Source organism: Ureaplasma ceti (assembly GCF_040369755.1).
Classification (GTDB): Bacteria; Bacillota_I; Bacilli_A; order Mycoplasmatales; family Mycoplasmoidaceae; genus Ureaplasma; species Ureaplasma ceti.
This window is the reverse complement of record NZ_BAABQM010000002.1, coordinates 16,553-35,242: the sequence shown is the minus strand read 5'-3', so window position 1 is coordinate 35,242 and position 18,690 is coordinate 16,553. Positions and strand designations below refer to the sequence as shown.

The 18,690-nt window shown below is 31.6% G+C and carries 14 protein-coding genes and 1 tRNA gene; 10 read left to right on the top strand and 5 right to left on the bottom strand.

The window, feature by feature from the left end:
• The first annotated feature begins 1 nt into the window (after position 1).
• From dnaE to ABWU82_RS01460, 7 genes are all read left to right on the top strand, one after another.
• On the top strand, positions 2-2,917 hold the full coding sequence (dnaE, locus tag ABWU82_RS01490; RefSeq protein ID WP_353289742.1) for a DNA polymerase III subunit alpha: 2,916 nt from the start codon (positions 2-4) through the stop codon (positions 2,915-2,917).
• Complete coding sequence (locus tag ABWU82_RS01485) at positions 2,918-3,817, top strand: 5'-3' exonuclease (protein WP_353289741.1); 900 nt, start codon at positions 2,918-2,920, stop codon at positions 3,815-3,817. It begins immediately after the preceding gene.
• A 2-nt stretch (positions 3,818-3,819) separates the two neighbouring features.
• Entirely contained in the window at positions 3,820-4,644 is an 825-nt protein-coding gene (mutM, locus tag ABWU82_RS01480; protein ID WP_353289740.1) for a DNA-formamidopyrimidine glycosylase, read from the top strand.
• Positions 4,645-4,950: 306 nt separating this feature from the next.
• Entirely contained in the window at positions 4,951-6,219 is a 1,269-nt protein-coding gene (locus tag ABWU82_RS01475) for a replication initiation and membrane attachment family protein (RefSeq protein ID WP_353289739.1), read from the top strand.
• Positions 6,220-6,221: 2 nt separating this feature from the next.
• Positions 6,222-7,142 (top strand): AFG1/ZapE family ATPase, encoded by a 921-nt coding sequence (gene zapE, locus ABWU82_RS01470; RefSeq protein WP_353289738.1) that lies wholly within the window; start codon positions 6,222-6,224, stop codon positions 7,140-7,142.
• Between the two features lie 15 nt (positions 7,143-7,157).
• Entirely contained in the window at positions 7,158-8,825 is a 1,668-nt protein-coding gene (gene argS / locus ABWU82_RS01465; RefSeq protein ID WP_353289737.1) for an arginine--tRNA ligase, read from the top strand.
• A gap of 33 nt (positions 8,826-8,858) precedes the next feature.
• A complete protein-coding gene (locus tag ABWU82_RS01460; RefSeq protein ID WP_353289736.1) occupies positions 8,859-9,725 on the top strand; it encodes a hypothetical protein in 867 nt (288 codons plus the stop codon).
• A gap of 99 nt (positions 9,726-9,824) precedes the next feature.
• Here ABWU82_RS01460 and ABWU82_RS01455 read toward each other — a convergent pair whose 3' ends face one another.
• Complete coding sequence (locus ABWU82_RS01455) at positions 9,825-10,634, bottom strand: transposase (RefSeq protein ID WP_353289735.1); 810 nt, start codon at positions 10,632-10,634, stop codon at positions 9,825-9,827.
• Positions 10,635-10,772: 138 nt separating this feature from the next.
• Positions 10,773-11,285, bottom strand: coding sequence for a ferritin-like domain-containing protein (locus ABWU82_RS01450; protein WP_353289734.1), 513 nt, complete (start codon positions 11,283-11,285; stop codon positions 10,773-10,775).
• A 158-nt stretch (positions 11,286-11,443) separates the two neighbouring features.
• On the opposite strand from ABWU82_RS01450, the gene dnaJ reads away from it, so the two are divergent.
• The 3 genes from dnaJ (at position 11,444) to ABWU82_RS01435 (ending at position 16,368) form a co-directional block, all read left to right on the top strand.
• Positions 11,444-12,625, top strand: a complete 1,182-nt coding sequence (gene dnaJ, locus ABWU82_RS01445) for a molecular chaperone DnaJ (RefSeq protein WP_353289733.1) — start codon at positions 11,444-11,446, stop codon at positions 12,623-12,625.
• Positions 12,609-13,286, top strand: coding sequence for a nucleotide exchange factor GrpE (gene grpE / locus ABWU82_RS01440; RefSeq protein ID WP_353289732.1), 678 nt, complete (start codon positions 12,609-12,611; stop codon positions 13,284-13,286). The genes dnaJ and grpE overlap by 17 nt, the downstream gene beginning before the upstream one ends.
• A gap of 292 nt (positions 13,287-13,578) precedes the next feature.
• Positions 13,579-16,368: a DUF885 family protein gene (locus ABWU82_RS01435; RefSeq protein WP_353289731.1), complete on the top strand. Its 2,790-nt coding sequence runs from the start codon at positions 13,579-13,581 to the stop codon at positions 16,366-16,368.
• A gap of 64 nt (positions 16,369-16,432) precedes the next feature.
• Here ABWU82_RS01435 and ABWU82_RS01430 read toward each other — a convergent pair whose 3' ends face one another.
• The 3 genes from ABWU82_RS01430 to ABWU82_RS01420 form a co-directional block, all read right to left on the bottom strand.
• Positions 16,433-18,271 carry an ion channel gene (locus ABWU82_RS01430; protein ID WP_353289730.1) on the bottom strand — a complete coding sequence of 613 codons (1,839 nt, stop codon included), beginning with the start codon at positions 18,269-18,271 and terminating at the stop codon, positions 16,433-16,435.
• 131 nt (positions 18,272-18,402) lie between these two features.
• Positions 18,403-18,488: transfer RNA gene (locus ABWU82_RS01425), tRNA-Leu, on the bottom strand.
• A 28-nt stretch (positions 18,489-18,516) separates the two neighbouring features.
• On the bottom strand, positions 18,517-18,690 hold the full coding sequence (locus tag ABWU82_RS01420) for a hypothetical protein (RefSeq protein ID WP_353289729.1): 174 nt from the start codon (positions 18,688-18,690) through the stop codon (positions 18,517-18,519).

The window sequence follows — 18,690 nt, the reverse complement described above, 5'->3', positions numbered from 1 at the left end:
CATGAATTTATATCCTAATTTAAATGTCCATTCACATTACTCATTCTTATCGTCTACTTTATCAACTAGCGATATTGTGAATTTTTCGTTAGAACAAGGATGACCAGTAGCTTGCTTAGTTGATGAAAACGTAATGTACGGTGCATTAGAGTTTTATAAATTATGCCAACAAAATAATTTAAAAGCCGTTTTAGGATTAAAAATCATTTATCAAGCATCACAACTGGTTTTAATTGCTAAAAACCAAGCCGGTTATAAAAAATTATTAGAAATTTCTTCTAATATTATGACTAACTTATCTTACGACTTGAGTCAGTATTTAGGTGATGATTTATTTGTCATCTGCTTATTTGGGGACTTTCAATGATCACACCCTAACTTTTATGTTATTGATGATACGCAAGATAATGTTATTGCGTGCCATGAGGCAAGGTTTCAAACTCCTAGTGATTTTGATGCTTACCAATTATTACAAGCTATCAAAAATAACGAAACATTAAACCCTGACTTTATTAAAGAAACTAATGAAGCTTTGTGTTTGTACAGTCAAGAAATGATGGAAAAACACTATTCAGAAAGAGCGTTAACCAACTTAACGCATTTATTGGAACAAGTGGATTTAGTTTTAGAAGAAGACCATTCTAAAAACATCTTACAATACCCCGTTCCTGAAGGATTAAGTTCAAAAAAATATTTAGAAACTTTAGTTAAAAACAATTTAAAAAAATATTTAACTAAGCATCCAAATTTAGACAAGCAAATTTATGTGGATAGAGCTAAATATGAATTGAGCGTGATTGATTCTAAGGGTTTTAATGATTATTTCTTAATTGTGCAAGACTTCATTACTTGAGCTAAAAACAACAAAATTATTGTAGGCCCCGGAAGAGGAAGTGCTGCTGGTTCATTAGTATCTTTCTTATTAAAAATTACCGACATTGATCCAATCACTAATGGTTTAATTTTTGAAAGATTTTTAAATAAAGAAAGATTAAGTATGCCTGATATTGATACTGATATCATGGATTCTAGAAGAGAAGAAGTAATTGATTATTTATTTGAAAAATATGGTTTAGACCATGTGGCTCATATCATTACGTTCTCAAAAATTAAAGCTAAAACAGCTATTAGAGACTCTGCGAGAGTATTAGGTACTAACTTAGCCATCGTAGATAAAATCTGTAAAAATATTGGTTTACAGTATGAAGAAGATTTAGATGGGGCAATTAAAAAAAGTAAGGTTTTACAGCAAGAATATGTACAAAATCCCCACCTATTTGATTTGGCTAAAAAAATTATCGGCATTCCAAGACAATTTGGTACCCATGCTGCTGGAATTGTATTATCTAACACTAAGTTAACAGAAGTGTTACCAATTCAAAGCGGGTTAAATAATCGGAGTATGTGTCAATACTCAATGGAGTATTTAGAAGAGCTAGGGTTAATTAAAATGGACTTATTGGGTCTAAGAAATTTAACCATTTTAGACAATATTTTAAAGTTAATAAAATACACTAAAAATATTGACATTAATTTATTTGACATCGATTTATCTGATGAAACAACCTTTAAATTATTAGCGCGCGGAGAAACTAACGGAATCTTCCAATTAGAATCTGACGGGATGAGAAAAATTCTAAAACGGATGAAACCCATCACCATTGAAGATATTTCCGTAGTGTCTGCAATTTATCGTCCTGGAGCAATGCAAAACATTAACTTGTATTTAAACAGACGTAAAGCTAATGAACAGCCACAATACTTGAACCAAGAAATTCAAGAAGTATTGTCACCTACTTATGGGGTAATCATTTACCAAGAACAAATTATTAAATTAGTGCAAATCATTGCACAATTTAATGGTTCTAAGTCAGACAACTTTAGAAGAGCGATTAGTAAAAAGAAAGAGGATGTGATTGCAGCGATGCAGTCAGAATTCGTCTCTGCAGCAATTGAAAATAATTACAAAGAAGAAGATGCTTTAGAAATTTTTAACTACATGGAACAATTTGCAAGCTACGGCTTTAACCACTCTCACTCATTAGCATATTCTTACATTAGTTATTGACTATCTTATTTGAAAGCTCATTACCCTTTACAAACTATTAGTGTGCTAATGAGTTTTGGGGATTCTTCTAAAGAAAAAGTTGCGGCGTACATTAAAGAATCTAAAGAACTAGGCATTCAAATTGAAAGACCAAACATTAACTTGTCTAGCACTAACTTTGTAATTGACAATAAGAGTATCATTTTCTCATTAACTTCAATAACAGGTTTGGGTAAAGAAACAGCGAAAAAGATTATCTCAATCAGACAACAACAAGAAAACCAAGTATTTACTTCAGCTGTTAAAGCCTTAGCTATCTTGTCTAATAACGGTGTTTCAAACAAAATTTTAGAATCCTTAATTAAAGTAGGAGCGTTTGATTGCTTGGATAACAGAAGACAATTCTTGTTAGCTAACATGGATAAAATCACTAACAGTAAGTTAAACCTTATTGATAAAAACGGTAACTTCTTGTTTGATTTAGACTTAAACGAAGAAGTGACAGAAGATAAAACATTATACTTTGATTACGAATATAAATTATTAGGGGTTAGCTTTGTTAAAAATCCCCAAATTGAAAAATTCGATCAGTATGCTAAACGGTTAGGATTAATTCATTTAGAAGATAACCAAAATAGTACATGCAAGTCTTTAGTAGAAGTAACTAACGTGATAGCGTCGCAAACTACTAAAGGTAAACCAATGTTAAAGTGAAATGTTGTAGAAGATAATAAACCTTATGTGTTATATTCCTTCGATAACGTTGATGACTTAAAACAAAAAGCTGAAGGTTATAAATATTTAGTTGTGGATTTAAAAACTTATAGAGATACCTACTTAATCTTAGACATTGTAAAAGGAGAAAATTAGATGAAAGCAGTAGTAATTGATGGTAATTCATTAACGTACAGAATGTTTTATGCAACTTATAATTTAGCGGTATATGCTACAGAACATAACTTATACCCTGTCAATGCATTAAAACTTATGATGGAAACTTGTTTCAAAATTAAAGAAAGTGGTAATTATGACTACTGTTTAGTGGCGTTTGACTACGGTAAAAAAACGTTCCGTCACGAAACGTTTTCTGACTATAAAGCTGGTAGAAAAGCTATGCCACAAGAGTTAGTTCAACAAATGCCACTAATCCAAGAAGCTTTACAATTAATGGGCTTCAATGTTATTAAACAAGAAGGTATTGAAGCTGATGATTTCATCGGATCATTTAGTAAATTAATGAGTGAAAATCATGTGCAAGTAGATGTCTACAGCTCTGATAAAGATATGTTGCAACTAGTGAATGCTTTCACTTCTGTGTATCTAATTAAATCAGGTTTAAAAGACATTCAAATTCATACATTAGCGAATTTTGCGGAGTTAAACTATGGTTTAAGACCAAACCAAGTACCTGATTTTAAGGGTGTGGTTGGCGATTCTTCAGACAATTTAGCGGGTGTAAAGGGAATCGGAATTAAAACTGGGATTAAATTATTACTAAAATACGATTCTTTAGAAAACATTTACAACAACTTATCAGAGTTGACTGTTACTAACCAAAAGAAGTTTAACGAGAGTAAAGAAATGGCATTAATGTGCAAACAATTAGCTACTATTGACTGTCAACAACTCACTGATTTATCTGTACGTGATTTTGAATTTAAAAAAGTAAATAATGCTGCTTTATTACAAATGATGGACCAATATAAAATTAATGGTTTAAAAAAATATCTAAAGGAAGAACAAGCTCAAATTGACTTGTTTGGGTTCTAATTATGCCTGAATTACCAGAAGTACAAACAGTAATTACTTATTTATCTAAAAAAGTTCCAGGCCATAAAATTACAAAAATTGACATGCATTATCCTAAATTATTAAAAAACGCTACTGTGAGTCAATTTCAAGAATTTATGGTTGGTGAAACTTTTACTAGCATTAGTCGGAAGGGTAAATTTTTAATTTTCCATTTAACTAATAATAAAACCTTTGTTGTTCATTTAAGAATGGAAGGTAAGTTATTTGTGCAAGCGATTGGTAGCGAACCTAGTTTAAAACAATTATGTGCCGAAATTTATTTAGATGATTGTGTCTTAAGATACTACGACACGAGAAAATTTGGTACCTTTGAAATTTTAAACAATAGCGATCCTGAACTCTTACCCTCTGTACATAAATTAGCTATCGATGCAATTGATGAAGAGTTTACTGGTGAATTTTTATTCAATAAGATTCATAAATCAACCAAAAAAATTAAAACTATTTTACTTGACCAAGCAGTGGTAGCTGGCTTAGGTAACATTTATGTAAATGAAGTTCTATTCGCGGCACGCATTCATCCTGAACGTTTAGGTAAAGATGTAAGTTTAGAAGAATGTAACGCAATTGCGGCACACTCTAAAGTAATTTTACAAAACGCAATTGCTCACAACGGGACTACAATTCACAGTTTTAAAGTAAATGAATTATCAACCGGGGGATACCAAGAATTTTTACAAATTCACGGTAGAGCTAAACAACCTTGTAAGGTATGCGATACAACTATTGAATTTAAAAAAGTGAACGGCCGGGGCACACATTTCTGTCCTAAATGTCAAAAATAATCACACGATAAAAATTGTAGTTTCGACTACAATTTTTTTCTGTTTTTGTAAGAGAAAACTGACTTTTAGAATCCTAAGAAAAATCTGGTTTTTTCTTTTTTATAGCGAGTGTCTAAATGCTATAATTAACTAGTCGTCTCAATTGTTGACCATCTTAGGTCCATGAGATATTAACACAAGCCTAATCATCAAGAAACTAAGATATCCACCAATTCGCATTTCTTTGATAACCCTAATATAGAAATACGGTTTTGTGTATTTTTAAACGTCATCAATAATTCAAATTAATAAGGAGCATTTTTTGCTATGTCAAATTTTTTTAAAAAAATGGATAAATTCGAAATCTACTTAAACTACGGTTCAGAATTTAGTGATTCAGCTTTAAATGAACTATACATGCCAATTATTGGCGTAAAAGCTGTGGCAATCTATAGGTTTATGTTTGAACAAGTACGTTTGCAAAAATATACTAGTTTAAACTTAGTTTCAGAAGAACAACTTTACAATACCTTAGGCATTAGTCGTGATGAATTCGTCCAAGAAAGACATAAACTAGAATCTATTGGTTTATTAAAAACCTTTATAAAAGATGATGTGGCAAGTAAAACCACTGTTTTCTTTTTAAATGGTACTTTGTCGTACAGAGAATTTATTGAAAAACCAGAATTAAACAACTTATTAAAGAAATGTTTAACTGATTTTGGCTACAAACAATTAGTTTATAAATTTAATAACTTTGTAATTAAAGCTAACTACCAAGACGTCAGTGTTGGTATTGATTGATTATTAGAAAATCACGAAGTCACTCATTTAAACGCTTTAGACTTCACCGCTTTATATAACAGATTGATTTCTGCTACGCATTTAAACGTGGTTATTTCATCAGAATCTAAAGCTCAATTATTATCTATTTACAAGAACTTTAACTTAACTGAAGATGATATTTATGCAATCGTTAAAGCAAGTCTAGTATTAGCTGATTCAAAGACTCATTACGAAATTTCATATTCTGTTTTACAAATGAACATTGAAAGAATCAAGTTCATGAAATCAGAAGAAGATATCAAAATCTTGACTAAGATTAATAGAAACTTTGAAATCTTCTCATACGATACTAATTTAGACAACTTTAACTATGTCTTAAATGATTACAGACAAATCACTACAGAAAACTATATCTTATCAATTACTAAAGAAGATTTAAGTTTAGAAACTACTAAGGTGTTAAACAGAATTAGAAACAAATTCTTGTTACCTGACCCAATCATCAATGTCATTGTAGATTTCTCATTATTTAAAAACTCAGGTCGTTTAGTCCCAAAATACATTGAAAAAGTTGCAAAAACTGTAAACAACTTAGGTATTAACTCTGTAGAAGCAATTATTCAATACTTACAATGTGTCTCAAACCACCGTAGACCAAGTACAAAATTATTTAAAACCATGTCTAAAAATCATGCGAAAGATGATGCAAAAGTATTATCAGAAAATAATGATAAAATTATTAGTATCACAGGTGAAGGATCAAAAGCGGATACTTACGCTAATTTAGATGATCCATGAGGAAAAATTTAGTCATGGCTAAAGCTAAAACAACCCATAAATCGTTTTCAGATACAAAAAAGAAATTACTCAAAGAAGCAAAAAAGATTGATTTTGTTATCAATCTTTCTTTTACTGACTCGGAAATTGATAAGCATTTGCTAAAGATTTTAGCCATTGATACTAGTTGAAAGGAATGTCAAAAAGATACAACTGGTATTTGTCCGGCCAATGGATATCACGAGCACTTCTACCGAGATGAATCAGGCGAATTACAAACCGAATTCAGGATTTGTGAGAAAAAACTACAAGCTGACGAAGACATTCATACCGCTCAAAACTTTTGAATTAGTGACTTACCAGCTAAATACAAACACATCGGTATTAACAAAAACGATGTAATGACAATTCGTGGGAACACTTACAGGAATAAGTTGATTTTACAAATTAGGTCACAGTTAAAAGAAAAGAAGTATCGAGGTTTCTATCTTCATGGCGACATGGGAGTGGGGAAAACTTATTTATTAGCTGGTTTTGCTAATGAGTTAGCAAAGAGCGACAAAACAATTTGTTTTATTTCCATCACAAATTTAATCGAAAAAATTAAAGAATATTTTAATAGTGGAGATGAAGGACAATACGAAATCCGAGAAATCGTGAATAAATTAAAAACGGTTGACGTATTGTTCTTAGATGATTTTGGTTTAGAAGAATTTAGCCAATATTTCCACATGACTCTTTTATTAAGTGTCTTTTTACATCGATACGATAACGAATTACCAACATATTTCGTATCTAATAGAAGTATCGAAGATTTAACCAATTATTACCTTACTAGAAAAGATTTCGGTAAGAAAAAAATAGATAAATTAAGCATCCAAAAGTTCATTGATAGTATTAAATCATTAACTCAGACACGTACTTTCGAACTTTATGGGAAAAGTTTAAGATATTAGGAACAGGTGACTATTATGATTATTCAAAAAATTAATAAAGTAATTAAACAAGCATTGCTTATATTAAGTTATCCAGAAGTAAACTTTACAGTAGATAAATCTAAGAGTGTAAAGTTTGGTGATTTCAACACAAACGTGGCAATGTTATTAACTAAAACAATCGTAGGTAAAGGCAAATCTCCAATGGATATTGCTCAAGAAATTTACGACAACATGGACAAACGTTTATTTGAAAAAGTGGAAATTGTAAGACCAGGTTTTATTAACTTCTACGTATCTCCAGCAGTAAACGAAGAATTATTTAAACAAATCGAAGCTGAAAAAGATGACTTCCCAGTATTCGAAAAGAGAAACGAAAGATACAACGTGGAATACGTATCTGCTAACCCAACAGGTTACTTACACATTGGCCACGCAAGAAACGCTGTATTTGGCGATGCAATTGCTGCTTTAAGCAGAAAAGTCGGTATCGATGTTGTGACTGAATACATCGTGAATGATGCTGGTAACCAAATGAACATGCTATCTTCATCAGTTTTAGTGCGTTATAAAGAATTATTTGGTCAAGACATCGCTTTACCAGACAACTCATATCATGGTGAAGAAATTAAATTAGTAGCTCAAGATCTTAAAGCAGAATTCGGTGATAAATTTGTCAATACTCCAATTAACATGGAAACTTTTGTAATTGAAGACCAAGAAGCTAACCAAGAAATTAGAACTTTCTCTAGAAATTACTTACTAAAACAAATTCAAGATGACTTAGCTGCTTTAGGTACTCACATCGAAATTTACTACAGTGAATTAGAAATCCACAAGAACAAATTAATTCCTAAGACAATTGAAATGTTAGGAGATAATGTTTACGAACAAGATGGAGCTACTTGATTAAAAACAACTAAATTTGGTGATGACAAAGACAGAGTTTTAATTAAATCTGACGGTATGCCAACTTACTTCATGCCAGATATTGCTTACCACATGATTAAATTAAACCGTGAACCAAAACCAACAAAATTAATTAACATTTGAGGGGCTGACCACTACAGCTACATCACAAGAATGTCAATTGCATTACGTTGCTTAGGCTACCCAGAAGAAGCTTTAAAAGTATTATGTATGCAAATGGTAAGATTAGTTAAAGATGGCGAAGAATTCAAAATGTCTAAACGTTCTGGTAAATCATTAACTTTATGAGATTTAGTAGACGCTGTTGGAAAAGATGCTGCAAGATGATTCTTAATCTCTGTATCTTCTCAAACACACATTGAATTAGACGTAGATTTAGCTACTAAAAAAGACAACAACAACCCAATCTACTACGTTGAATACGCTCACGCAAGAGCTTCAAGTATTTTAGAAAAAGGTAAAGAATACTTCAACAGTGCCACTGACTTTAAAGCTGATTTATTAACTGAAGAAGTAGAAAAAGATTTATTAGCACAACTTAACTTCTACAAGAGCACTTTAAGCAATGTAGCTAATAACTTTGAACCACACAAATTAGCTAACTACATTTACAACTTAGCTAAAACATTCCATGGTTACTACGGTACAACTAAATTAATCGACGAAACTAACCTAGCGTTAACAACTCAAAGATTAACTTTAGTTCACGCTGTAAAAGTTGTGTTACACAATGCTTTAAGTATCTTAGGCATTGATGCTTACACTAATATGTAATCTCGGTTCTAGAATGAATAAGAAAGATTAGATATGAATAATAATATAAGAAGTGAAGCTTACGTTACTGTTCTTAAACAATTGTTGAATAATTCTAATGACACTAATGAAGTGATTGAAGAAGTAACAACAAAAACTTCAGAAACTAAGACGTTAACAGATAAATCTGAAGTGACTGAAACACAAGTGGTTTCACAAAAACAAACTTTTAAAAACGGTTTGGTGGCTGATTATGTGAACGAGATCTTAGGGTATGCTTCTAAGAATATGTTCTTAAAAGTGTTCACACACGCTTACCACACCAAAAAGATTAATAAAGAATTTACTATCTTATCCAACACCTTTGTGAACAAGTATTACGAATATACTAAAACTACCGTAAAAACGGCGTTTGAAAATCCGTTAGCTTTATTTAAGGAAGATGTCCGTGATAAACTAAAATGAATTACTAAATTAATCGATGCTTATAAAGATTTATTAGCACGTAACAGAAAACTAAAAAGAATTGTTAAAAGAATTATTATTCTCCAAGAAAGAGTGTCATCACCCGGTCTATCTAACGAACAACGGGACAAAATGATGAGTAAGATTACCAAGTTAAATCACAAAGGATCAACAGTGTTCTTCCGTCGTGATAAAAACTTACTAAAAGCGTTTAGTAAGGAAGTAGAAGAATTGGACCGCTGGTTACATTCTGACAATAACTACTTCAAAATTTCGGATAAAGATTTTGGTTTCTTAAACGTCTTTGTTCGTAGCGATGCTAACTTGACTAATGTCAAAGTAATACATTTACAAATGCTACATGATTTAATCCAAAACTCTCGTTATGGTTTGGAATTATACAAAAAGGCTATGGAAGCCCACGGATTCAAAACTAATATTGAGAGCCAAGAATAATAGAAAAATCAAGAGTTTTAAACGACTCTTGATTTTTTTGTATATAAAAAATAACCAGCGCTAAAGATTAGCCTGGTTATTGAGATTATTGATTATAAATTATTCGGCTAGCTCAGCTGTTAATTTGTGGGCTTTAGATTGAATAAATTGAATTTTAGATTCTGGGAAGTATTCTTGTAATCTTTGTGGTTCTAGAGTTAAATTTTTACCAATGTAGATATTGCTTGGTGAATTATTTAAGCCTCTGTGAACAGCTGCAAAGCATCTGTAATCAAAGTCATTTAATTTACTACGTTCCACACTTTGGAATAATAATAGTCTTTTGAATCCGTCTGCATCAATACCAGTTACTGTATAAATGGTTTTAGCAATTGTTTTGAAAACCATGTTTTCTTTATTACGGATACCACGAACTGATTTTTTAATGATTGTATTAGTGTGCACATCTTCTCAATAACTGATTTTGTATTCTCAACTATCTAAGATGATATTGTCAAAGTGTTCGTCGGTTTTGATAAACATAAACTTTTCGCTTTTTAATTGCTTAGCGATTTTGTTAATGATTGAGTGACCGATAGTAACTTGTAAATTTTCTTTTAAATACTTAACAACTTCATCATAAGACATGAAAGCTTGTAATAATTTAGCAATTAAAGCTTCAAAATCATAATTAGAACGTTCGAATTTTTTTAAGATTTTACTTGAAAAATCTCCAGATCTGGTACGCGGAATTTTAACTTTTAAAACTCCGTTTAAAGTAAACAAGTTTCTGTAATAATACCCATTTCTGGATTGTGGGATACCATCCTTTTTAGAACTTTCTAAGAAAGCTTTAAAATCTTTCATTACTTGTTTAGAAATTACTTTGGATAAGTGCTTGTTTGAGACTTTTTTTAAAGGGTTTAACATCGTGTTCTGAATTCCTTTCTAAGCATTTTATGCTTGAACAGGACGTCAGCAACTTATTGCACTGTCGCTACTAACGAATAAAATAAGAAAATTCAAAATAAGATTGGATCTTATTTTGAATTTGGTGTCATCAGGCTTCTATTTGTTTTCAGAAATTAATTTATCAATTGTGTTATCAATTAATAATAAGTCTTCAGATGCGTCGAATGCACTGTTAATTTCTTGAATTTCGTCAAAGTCTTTTAAGCCATCTTTTACGAATCATTGTCAGAAATTGAATGATTCAAAGTCGTCTTCTTTTAAGCAAATTCCAGCAATTTCGCTTACTTCACTTCTAATAGTTCTTTCGATTTCTAATAATTCTTTAGCAATTTGACGAGCATTGTCAAATTTTTTGAATTCAACTTCTTTACAGTTACCAATTAATTCTTGATCGATTGAAGTTAAGTATTTGAAAATTAAGTCTTTATGAATAGTAATTTTATCGTCAGATAAGCTCTTAATGTATTTAGCAAAGCTTACCATACCCATTGAGCTAGCTTGAGAAGCTAAGTCAACGTAGTAAATACCTAATTGAACATTTCTAAAGAAGTGTTCACTTAAAGTTTTTACAACTAATTCTGATTTCTTCATGTATTTTATATTCTCCATAAATAAATATCTTGTATTTATATTATTACACTTTATGTCTGTTTCCTCATAGTTTTTTTGTGTTTTTTTCAAAAGAATTTAGATATTAATTAGCAATTAGCACTCTAACATTAATATTGCTAATTGATATGGTAAAATATTTAGAAAAGGGGATTATTATGGCAAACAAACGTGATTATTATGAAGTGCTAGGAGTTAGCAAAACTGCTTCTAGTGATGAGATTAAAAAAGCTTACAGAAAGTTAGCAAAACAATACCATCCAGACGTAAACAAAGCAGCTGATGCTGAAGAAAAATTTAAAGAAGTTTCAGAAGCTTATGAAGTTTTAAGCGACGAAAGTAAAAGAGCTAATTATGATAGATTCGGCTTTGACGGACCACAAATGGGTGGTGGCCAAGGTGGTTTCTACTCTAACATGGATTTCGGTGACTTTGAAGGTTTTGGCGACATTGGTGACATCTTTAGCCAAATGTTTGGTGGTATGGGTGGCGGCTTTAGTTCTTCATCTAGAAAAAGCCAACAACAAAAATCAGTCAATATCGAATTGTTGGTTAACTTAAGCTTTATTGAATCAATTAAAGGTACTGATAAAAAAATTAAATTTACAAGAGAAAAAACTTGTTCTCATTGTCACGGTACAGGTGGTCAAAACCCTGATGACGTTACAGAATGTAAAACTTGTCACGGCCAAGGCTTTGTCTTTACTGAACGTAATACAGCATTTGGTACGATGAGAAGTCAACAAGTATGTCCTGATTGTCGTGGTCAAGGCAAAACTATTAAAAATAAATGTACTGAATGTAAAGGAAATGGCTTCATTAAAGAAGAAGTTTCTTTAACGGTTACTATTCCAATGGGAATCGATAATGGAGAACACTTAGTGGTTTCTAATAAAGGAAACGAATACGATGGTAAAATTGGTAACCTTTATTTAATTATGCAAGTGGCTCCAAGTCAATTCTTCGAAAGACACGGTAATGATATTTACACCATTGCATGAATTGATCCGTTAACTGCAATTGTTGGTGGAAAAACTAAAGTGGTGACACCTTGAGGTGAAATGGAAATGGATATTCCTGCCGGTACAAAACACGATGACCAAATTAAATTACATGGTTATGGTGCTCACATCGAAAAGAAGAAAACTTTATTATCAATCAGTTCAATGACTAAGGGTGATTTAGTTGTTGTTGTGAGAATTGCAAAAGCTAATTCATTAACAAAAGACCAAATTAAACAATTAAAAGAATTAATGAACGAATTAGGTGACAATAAAGAAACAATTTCATGAAACGAAAAAGTGATGAAAGAGGTAAATAAACATGGACAAGCATCATAAACACAATCACAATAAACAACACGAAGACAATGTAACTCACGCTGAAACTACACCAGTAGAAGAAACTGTATCACAAGCAAATACTACTGATGCACAAATTGCAGCATTAAACGAAACTAATTCTCAATTAACTAAAGAGTTAGATGATGCTAAAAACTTAGTGAATAAATTAACTTTAGAAACTAGTCAATTAAAAAGAGAAATTGAAAAGATTAACGAAGACTACATCACTAAAGTTACTTTAAAGGCTAAAGAAGCCAAAGAATTAGTCGACAAAAAATATGCAGAACTAGAAGAAAAATCTAAAGCCGAAGTTGAAAGAAAAGTTGACCGTTTAATCGAATCAAAATTTGATGCTTTATTAAACGCAATCGAACAATTAACTAAGGTAGTGAACGCTCCGGTAGCTTCAAGTGAAGTTCAAAACTATGTGTATGGCTTTAAAATGATTTTAGGTATGTTACAAAACGGTTTAGCTGAATTAGGCATTCACCAAATTGTTGTGAACGTTGGTGAACCGTTTGATGAAAATATTATGCAAGCCTTTGAGTTAGTAGAAGACGGTGCGGTAGCCTCTCAAGCGGTAGCTTACGTAATTTCTAACGCTTACGAATACAAAGGCGCAATTATTAAACACGCTGTAGTAAAAGTACAAAAATAAACCAAAAGAAAAAAAGTTCTCTTCGTGAGAACTTTTTTCTTGTCATATTTTTAGTGAATATCTTTTTATTATAAATAGAAATTATTAGGCCGAAAATACTATATTAGAAAAAATTCACCAAACTTCACTAAAGTGATGAATTCGATGTGATTTTGTCGTTTTTTACCTTACATTATGCAAAAAACGAGATTGTAATTTTTTTATAATTAAAGTGTTATTTTGATTAATAACGATGACGAAAAGAAAAGGCTAAGTTGAGATGACGACTCAACTTAGAATAGGTATATTTATTATGAAAAAAGTGACAAAGAAAATTTTATTTTCTACTTTTGGCGTGCTTGCCACTGCACTTACAGTAGTACCATTAGCTGTAGGTTTATCTTCATGTAGTTCAACTGCAGAGTCTACTGATAAAACAACTGCTAATCCTACTACACAAGCCAACCCTGTATTAAATGCATACAAAGAATACAGTGATCAAAAAAAGGAATTAATGAAGAATTCTAATTACGGTTTAGTTAATTCTGACACCGCTACTAAATTAATTAATTTAAACGAAAAATACATTAGTATGTTTAAAAAAATTGCTGGCGACAGCGAAAGTTTAAAACTAAATTCAGACCAAGTGGTGTGAGCCAACTCAATTTTATTTAACTTAGAACAAGAATTAGAAAATTACACAACTCATATTGACTGATTAGGTGGTGTGCCAACTGATAACGCTAAGTTATACCCTTGTGACGCCTTCAGTGATTATGTAAAAGATAATGCGAACGCTTCTATTACAGTAGATAAAGATTTAACTAAATCTATTGTAGCTTTAAACGAATTCAAAGGTTATTTATTGCAATTACAAACTAACTTTGAAACAGGGGCTAAAAACGGTGTAGCACAATCTATTATTGTACAAAGATTGTTTATTGCCGACTTGTTAAAAAATTTATACTCTAAAGAATTAGCTTACTGAGCTAATCCAACTCATAAATCTCCTAACACAGACGGTCATATTACTATTGACGAAGTGATTAATGGACCTCAAGACGCAACTGATTATCCTAAAACTAATTATTTAGAACAAAACGTACAAACTGTCGAAAATTCTAGCGCTTCACAAGAACAAAAAGATGCTTATAAAAAAGCTGCAGAAGCTGCTCAAACTCAATTAAATGCTTTCTTAACTTATTTTGTAGGTACTTATTTTGCTGGCGCAATTAAAGAAGGCAGTGGTTATGGCTTCGGTGGTACAACAAGAGCCTTTTTAACTCAAAAAGTAGAACCTGAAACCGAAAGAACTTATGTTGATCCTCTTACTAATAATAAGTTATACGGTTTAGGTTTAACTGCTGAAGATTTAAATGCTAAAAATGTTGGGCTATCTTGAATGAAAAATAGTGATGTAGGTGAAAAGATTTACACTCACTTATTACAATTCTCTACTACAAGTAGTTTAAGTCCTGAACAAGTGTTCCAAAACGGGGTAAAAGATACTAACGCTGGTATCGACAACATGCAAGCTTTAGCTAACGCCGTAGTCGATTTAGAAACAGGTCATAAATATGTTGATGCTGATGCAGTTCAAGGTACATTAAAAGCTACTGACTCTTGAACTACTAACGTTAAAATTGATACTGATGGTGTGGGTCCAAATTTACCACAAGAAAAACAATTAACTTTTAAATACTTAGGTCAAAAAACTGACAGTAACGCTAATGAATGAAAGCAAAACTGATTAAGCTTTAACCAATGATTAAATGATGAAGATTTCTTCTGAGGTAGAGAACAAACTGGTAATAATGTATCTAAATTCGGTCAAGCTGACTACGATATCTTACTAGGTGCTCAAGTTCCTACACAAGACCAATTAAATAAATACGGCATTACAGTAGAACAATACACATACTGAAAACAACAATTAGTAGAAAAAGGCTACTGAACTGCTTGAAATCAAGATGGTACATACGGTTCTTACCCTAAAAAATCTATTTTATGTTCAACATTCACTGAATACCGTGATTACAGAATGTTAGCCGATTTATACGAAAACAAATACGAAAATGGTCACTTTACTAAAAAAACACATAACTTTAAGATTGTGCCATACTACTACAACCAAAGAGATGTGGCTGGGGTTGGTGAAGAAGGTTACTTTGGCGACGACTCATTCTATTTAAACGTTGACCCATATAATGATTTACAAAAATGAAGCGAAACTTCATTCACTTCACACGAAACCATTTTAGGCCACCGTACTCAAGGTTCTTACGAAATTTTATACGGTGCTCAAGTAAACAATAAAAAAGGTCCTGCCTTCGCCTTCACATCTTACCACGAAGGTTGAGCAGTCTTTATTGAATGATTCGAAAACCAAATTGGTGCTTACGGTAAACAAGTGAAATCTAGTGAACCAAATAATGTAAATTACAGTAGTGGTTTACCTGTAAGTTTCAAAGGTGAAGATGCTCAAGGTTTTGTAGCTGGAGACATTCACGGTTTACCAGCAGAACAAATTAAAAACTTCCAAAATGGTATTTACTGAGATAAAGCAAATAGCGGTACTTTCAAACTTCAAGATAATAAAGCTGGTTGAGGTGTAGCTACTGAATTAGGCAACATGCTTCAATACTACGGTTTCTTAAACGAAGCCCAATTAAGAAATATGCGTCAAGCAGTAGATACAGCCTTCCACGGCAAATTTAGTTCTACTGATGGTTCATTAGGTCAAGGTGCTTCAATTGCTGATGTAAGAAATTACTTACATAATAAATCAGCGTTAGGTGTTGGGGATATTAGTAATGAATCTATTCGTTACTTATCATTCCCTGGCCAAGCTGCAAGTTACATGACTGGTAAACATGTAATGGAAACAGTATACGAAACTGTTAACGCTGCTTACCAAAAAGAACATCCAGGTGAACAAATCTTTACTAACGAAAAAGTTATTAAAAAATTATTTGATTTATATTTAAGAGATGGATCTGTTCCTGTAGACACTTTAAAAGATGTTATTACAGAAAAGAAAATGATTGATTATGTCATTGGGGACGCACCGATGTTCCCAGTGAACAGAACCTACACTAAATAAGTTCATACAACTAATTTTTCCTACTAAATAAAAAAACAACCGGTTTTGAATCGGTTGTTTTTTGTTATTTCAAGTAGACAAAAGAACTACTTAATTCGTTAGATAATTCGGTTTCTAATTCAGATAACAATTTTTGTTCTTTATATTTTTGAACTTTATCAATAATGTAAGCACAAACTAAATTATCTTTACCAAATTTAAATTGATAGAACTGTTCTTTGATGCCGGATTGAGCTCCGTATTTGTTTCAAACAACACTAGTTTTACCTGTCACAACATTTTGAACACTTACTTCACCCACTACAATGTTAGTAACTTTATCTACAATAACTACTTTAGTAGTTTTATAAATAGGAGCCACGGGTTTAAAGAAAGCAGAAACTGTAAGAGCATCTTCTTTGGCAAAAATTGCTGAGACAACGTCACTATCTAATTGCAGCATAATCATTTGGTGGTTTTTCTTTAAGTTGGGACTTATAATTGCTTTGTAATTATAGTTAGAACTTAAGAAGATGTTAGCAGTTTTGCTATCCGTTGTTAACGAATCTGAAGATGTATTATTAACAAGTAGTGAATTTTTGGCATTTATTAAAGCTTCATGACGATTAATGATTTTAGTAATCTTTTCGTTAGATTTTAAGAATGTAATGTTTTCGTGTTTTAGTTCTTTTTGACGTTCTTCAAATTGCACTTGATTGTAATTAGTTTTTTCGATTACACCATATTTAAGCAACTCGGACACGAATTCTTTTTTCATGTCATTAATTAAAGCGCGTTTTTCTTCCTCTTTCACTAATTTTTCTTCTTTATCTTGTTGTTCTTGATCTTTTTTATCTAAGAATTTAGTGTAGATAGAAACGAAAAATACAGTGTAGAAAGAGTAGTAACTAATTCCAATAATAATTAAGAAAATACAAATGATTCTACCGGCAGGTGATTGAGGAATAATTTGTCCATAACCAACGGTTGTCATAGTGACTAAACAGAATCATAAACTTTGTCAAACGTTTTTAGGGCTTGAAGAATAATTGGGAGCATTATCTAATGATTGTCCAGGGTGACTTAAACTTCATTCATTATAGTAACTTTGTTCAGTCTTCAAGATTAAGAATGAGAAGATAATGAATAAAATAATTAAGAAAATTGTAGCAACTACTGGTGTTCTTCAACGTTTTTTAATGATGGCTCATAAACCAGTTTTAGTTGTTAAGATGGTTTGGTCTTTAAAGGCTGTAACTAATCTAGGGATTAAACCAAAAATATTTACCGCGTATAAAGTAACAAAAATTAATTCACCAGGATTTCAACGGTAGAATAGTGCTTGAGCTGTAGTTAATTTTGTTTCATCTACATATTTAGAACCTAAGACATTGTAATCAATTCATCAGCCGTGTGCATCGATGTGACCATAGACTTTAAACAAGACGATAAGAATTACAATGCTAGTTAATTGGTATAAATTGGCAGGTTTAAACAGATAAATAATTCTAGACTTTCATCTGTTAGACACAAAAGGATATTTATATTCTGTATATAAGAATCTTAAAATTCAGTCTGAAATTAAGATAAAACAGAAAATATATTCAACATACATGTATTTAGCCATCATGTAGTTGAGTTTATTTAATAAATCAACTTGGCCAGCATCATAAGGGTTGGCAATAAAGTTGATAATAATTGGTACAATTGCGATAATAGGCAACAACGAAATAATAACGTTGTAGGCCAGCGCAATATAAAAGCAATAGTTTAAATACTTTTTACGGTTTGCGTTGATATCGGTTAAGCGGTATAACCAATACTGACCACGATTTAAGTAATCTAACCAGGCAAACGTACGTCTACTTCGAGTGTTTCCTCTAGAATAGTAGACGGTATTTTCACAAGTTGGAGAATTTACCATATTTACCTTCTAAGTAAGAAATATTATAAGTTTGAGCTTATCTCTTAATTTTATCAAATTAAAGCAGGAGTTTAAAGCTCTGAAAAGCACGAAAAAACCTCTTATCAAACTGATAAGAGGTAATTTTAAAATGGTGCCCAGAAAGGGACTTGAACCCTTAAGGTCGTAAAACCGGAAGATTTTGAGTCTTCTGCGTCTGCCATTCCGCCATCTGGGCAGATATAGTTAGAATAATCTAACTACTATTATAATGAAACAGCTACTGCTATAATGACACCAATTAAGATAAACAATACGAGTACCATTAATGCAATTGAACTATTAAACCAACTTGATTTTTTAGAAATCTTGCTGTCTTGATATTTCTCTGCATCAGGAATCTCTTGAATAATTTCTAAATTATCGTTTTTACGATTCAT